5 protein-coding genes are annotated in these 4,286 nt (G+C 44.6%); 3 read left to right on the top strand and 2 right to left on the bottom strand.

Annotated features, from left to right (window positions below):
* Window positions 1–48: 48 nt before the first annotated feature.
* Window positions 49–567: a zinc ribbon domain-containing protein gene (locus O9323_RS14460; protein ID WP_288125327.1), complete on the bottom strand. Its 519-nt coding sequence runs from the start codon at window positions 565–567 to the stop codon at window positions 49–51.
* 157 nt (window positions 568–724) lie between these two features.
* On the bottom strand, window positions 725–1,801 hold the full coding sequence (gene acsF / locus O9323_RS14455; protein WP_002752007.1) for a magnesium-protoporphyrin IX monomethyl ester (oxidative) cyclase: 1,077 nt from the start codon (window positions 1,799–1,801) through the stop codon (window positions 725–727).
* Between the two features lie 423 nt (window positions 1,802–2,224).
* On the opposite strand from acsF, the gene O9323_RS14450 reads away from it, so the two are divergent.
* From O9323_RS14450 to O9323_RS14440, 3 genes are all read left to right on the top strand, one after another.
* Window positions 2,225–2,650, top strand: coding sequence for a hypothetical protein (locus O9323_RS14450; protein WP_172963183.1), 426 nt, complete (start codon window positions 2,225–2,227; stop codon window positions 2,648–2,650).
* Window positions 2,631–3,431, top strand: a complete 801-nt coding sequence (locus O9323_RS14445) for a hypothetical protein (protein WP_002752011.1) — start codon at window positions 2,631–2,633, stop codon at window positions 3,429–3,431. The genes O9323_RS14450 and O9323_RS14445 overlap by 20 nt, the downstream gene beginning before the upstream one ends.
* Before the next feature lie 669 nt (window positions 3,432–4,100).
* Window positions 4,101–4,286: nucleotidyltransferase family protein (locus tag O9323_RS14440; protein WP_288125328.1), on the top strand; the 186-nt coding region annotated here is incomplete at its 3' end.

The raw sequence follows: 4,286 nt of genomic DNA, 5'->3' as shown, positions 1-4,286 counted from the left end.
CAAAATTTTGCCCGAAAAGGAGTTATAGATTTAGCTAAACAGGTTTTATTACTGTAACTGATGACCACAGCTACTACAAAAGCGATCGGTTGCCGCTACTTTTGCCCCGCATTGACTACAAAATCGCGTTTTACTGACGGTTTTTGCGTCTCCCATACTCATTTTCATATCTCCCATCTCCATTTCCATAGGGGCAAAATTCATCGACATATTACCCATTTTCATCGGTTGCATCGGTTGCATTGGTTGCATCGGTGAGGAGGAGAAACTGGTAGCAGTGGTCGATTGAGAGGACTGAGAAACTCCAGAGGTATGAGGAGAGGAAAAACCGATACTGCTTCCTTGAATTTGGATTCTGTGGGGTCCGGTTTCAGTGATAATTTCAATAATTGCCCCTTGGGGAATTATCTCTATTTGGGGTTCTTTTGTCCAAACTCCGGTGGCAAAACTACTGCTAGACTGCTGTTGTTGTCCCACTGCACCACTAGCGAGGGTTACAATCGTCTGCAGCCCCTGATTATCGAGATAGAGACGTTGTCCTGTGGGTAATTCACTATAAATAGCCATATTTTTGACAGTGAAAAGTAAAAAGTAAAAACCTAGTTCACACCCCTAGGATCCAGTCTAGCGAGGATAGAAATGTTAGAGGATTTTCTTAAGAATTTTATCGACAAAAAAAGGGCGGTTTCACCCACCCTCACCATGTCTCAAGAAAACAAACTTTTTAACGGACGCTACCGGCTAATTTATCGACCCGAATCGGTTTCATCAGGTACAATTTGAGGAATTGCCAAGCGTTAGAGGCGAAGATCGGCAATTTCTTCAGGAATTTAACTGGTGCGGCACTGTTTTCGCTATCGATCGCCCGTAATCCCTCGTTATTGCGAACACAAATCTCTAGGCGATCATAAAATTCAGGACTATCCACATCGAGAACAATCGGGAAGACGCGGCCGGCGGTTTCATTGGTCTTCTCGATTACATACTTATCGTACTCGCGAGCGTCCAAACCGAGAATGGCGTAAAAACCAGAACGCTGAGTATCATTGAGGTACATCGTAGCGAAGACCGAAAGCAGGAAGAAACGACACCAGAGACGAGCGCGCCAATCGTTAAGAATATCAGGCTGCGCACGCATGATCGCATCGAAGAAGTCCCCGTGACGGTTTTCGTCTTGACACCAATTCTCGAAGAAGTTAAAAATCGGATAAACCCGATCTTCGGGATGTTGTTCGAGATGACGATAAATGGTGATATAGCGCCAATAACCGATTTTTTCGGAAAGATAGGTGGCGTAGAAGATAAATTTCGGTTTAAAGAAGGTGTAGTTACGGCTTTTGGTTAAAAATCCCAAGTCAAGGGAGAGGTTAAAATCCGATAAAGCCTTATTAAGGAATCCAGCGTGACGCGCTTCGTCCCGGGACATGAGGTTAAAGCATTCCGCGAGAACGGGATTTCTGTTTTTTAAACGTCTGCCGAGTTCTTTGTAGAGAAGAAAGCCGGAAAATTCGGCCGTGCAGGATCTTTCCAGAAATTCCACGAATAAGCGGCGAGTTTCGCCATCAATATGCTCCCAAGAGCGATCGAATTCTTGATTGCGAACGAAGTGATGCCGGTTATAATCGGTACGGAATTCCTCTAAAATCGCTTTCAGTTCTTCCTCGTTAGCAGCGATCGACATTTCCGCCATTGCTTCAAAATCAGTGGTGTAGAAGCGGGGAGTGAGGATCGTTTCTTTAGCGGGAACTTTTATACCCGGACGGATTTCCTCGAATTCTGGTTTTTGGATCGTGCTGACCATAGGGATTATTGATTTTACTCTGGGATGATGATTGAGACGAGTAAAGGCTCTGACGTGATAATGACTAGCCGCGAAAAAACGGCTAGGATTCACTATAGCAAGCTCTCAGCCCTAGACTCCCTTCCTGTTCATTAAAAGTTACAACTCTTAATTAAGCTGTGTAAACAAACGCGGCTTTTTCCCCAGGAGTCTTGACAACTGTTCGGAGAGGTGGGGTTTGTTCGGTGATCGGTAAACAGTCATCAGTAATCGGTGAACTGAAAACGGCTCTCCCAGGTTTGGTGGATAAAATGTATTCTAAGATACATTCCTGCTAGCTAGGGGGTGGAGCGAACCACAGAGACACAGAGGACACAGAGATCGATCGCTTCTATGGTAAGTTAAGCTGATCACACAGAACCTAGAAGAGCCGAAATGATTTAGATGAGTCAGCAACCCCCTCAACCTCTTTCAAAGCCAGATCCGAATCTTCCAGAACTCAAAACCAAGACGGGTAAAAGAGCAGAGCGCTTGTTGCTGAACGTTTGGGAACCCCTAGATGTTTTAGGTCGAGGGTTAATGGGGGATTTATGGAGAGCCGTTTATCTCTCGGTACAAGATGCGATCGCTCTTAGTATTTTGTTACAACTTCCAAGTTTCATCGGTCGTGTCATTATCGGTAAAGACTTTTCTGGTTTTGACGTATGCCTGCAAGAAAACCCGTTAGGCGTATCGCGCTATGCTTGTTTTATAATCATCACATCTGACTTTTGCCTGTGGATTATTCTAGCCGGTCGAATCATTGGGCGCTTCTGGGTAGATCTGCGTGGATTAAAAGGAGGTAATAAGCATGGCTCAGGGAAATCATAATGAATTAAATCTCTATGAAGAGGCTAAGGCTGGTTTATTTTCCTTAGTTCAGCAGACTGTGGCTGTATTCATAGGTTTTGTCCTCATGTTACTAGTTGCTGGAGGTGCTCCTTCAAGTTTTGTCATAGCACTAAGCTTTTGTCTTGGTACTGCTTTTGTGGCTTGGAGTGAACAGAAACGAGTAAGAAATTTGAAAGCAGTTGACTCATCCATTCCGCCAAAAGAATCTGAGACTGCAAGTATAGTAACAGAAGAACGATCTAACAAAAATTCAAGTACTTTAGATATTCAAACCCTGCGTCAACAAAGGCTTTTGGAAGACCTAAAGATACTAGAAGAACAATTAATGACTACAAGTTCTGTACCTGATAAATTTCGACTACGTGAACAGATTAGAAGTCTAAAGAGCGAGATTGGGAGTTTTCTAGGAGGAGTAAGATTAGGTGTTGAGGGAGACTATTACAATGTTAGTCAAGCTACTGCTGTTGGCAAATATGCTCGATCTGACAACAACACATTCGTTCAATTAGATCAAAAGCAGACTCTTGCTGAGGCGGCAGCGGAGATTCAGCGTCTTCTCAAACAGCTAGAACAAACTAATCCAAGCGTTACTGAAGCTGAAAAGGTGGCTTACGTGAGTGATGAAACCACTCCTAGTTTCAAGCGTCGTGTTGTCGGTGCGTTACAAACGGGTGGTGAAGCTGCAATTGAGGAGTTTTTGGACAATCCGTATGTCAGTGTTGGTAAGGCTGTTCTCAAAGATTGGATGAAGCCAAAATGAGTTCTATGCAGGCAACATAACAGGAACGTTGGGCGGATAAAAGTATGAATAACATATTGCCATCAGCAAAATCAATTCCCAGTGCGATCGCCGTTCTTGTAGGGTGCGTTCCCTAATGTGACTCCTACTGCTCCACCGATCGATTTTTGGGGAACGCACCATGTACATTTATTGAAACTGTGGGTTAGAGTGCGATGCCGCTCTGGTGGTCTCAGTTGAGGAATGTTAGCGAAGATTCCCAATGTTTAGGTTAAAATAGAGGGGCAAGAATTGCAACAGGGTCGCTTATTTTTAGCTGTGCTTCGTGTCACTGAGCCTTTACATTGAGCTTGTCGAAATGTGTTGAAGTGTGGACACTGAGCCTGTCGAAGTGCTGTTTTATATTGGCGTAACCTTTCATCTCCGAGGTAAAACCGAGAGTTCCTTCAAGCCGACATTTAAGGTAAAATTGAGCCTCTAGTTTCTGTGGGGCAATAACGGCAATCGCAGTAAAATTAATGCCAGAGTCAAGCAGAAAATCGAACAAACTGGTGCATCTGACCCAGAAGGGTTGCCAGCCTATATCATTGTGGTGGAGTTCAGTCGCCCGATCTCTGTCGTTAGCACAAAACAGAATCCTGGAGGAGCCTTACTTCAATGAGCCAGATTCAAACGTTTCACCAACAAGCAATGGATTTAGCTGAGGCAGCGGCAGTCGCCCGCTTGAGAGGTGCGATCGATCTGCCGACAGAAAAAATTGCTGATTTCTGCCAACGCTGGCAAGTGATGGAATTTGCCCTTTTCGGCTCTGTCCTGCGCGATGACTTTCGCCCCGACAGCGATATTGATATTATGGTGCAGTTTCACCCAGAGGCA

Origin of the sequence: Microcystis sp. LE19-131.1A, assembly GCF_027532015.1 — a bacterium.
In the GTDB taxonomy this organism is placed as follows: Bacteria; Cyanobacteriota; Cyanobacteriia; order Cyanobacteriales; family Microcystaceae; genus Microcystis; species Microcystis ichthyoblabe_A.
This window is presented reverse-complemented; position numbering and strand designations above follow the sequence as displayed.

Bases quoted from the DNA above. Each gene is read 5' to 3' on its own strand.
- O9323_RS14460 (WP_288125327.1), bottom strand. From the start codon at position 567: ATGGCTATTTATAGTGAATTACCCACAGGACAACGTCTCTATCTCGAT.
- acsF (WP_002752007.1), bottom strand. From the start codon at position 1,801: ATGGTCAGCACGATCCAAAAACCAGAATTCGAGGAAATCCGTCCGGGT.
- O9323_RS14450 (WP_172963183.1), top strand. From the start codon at position 2,225: ATGAGTCAGCAACCCCCTCAACCTCTTTCAAAGCCAGATCCGAATCTT.
- O9323_RS14445 (WP_002752011.1), top strand. From the start codon at position 2,631: ATGGCTCAGGGAAATCATAATGAATTAAATCTCTATGAAGAGGCTAAG.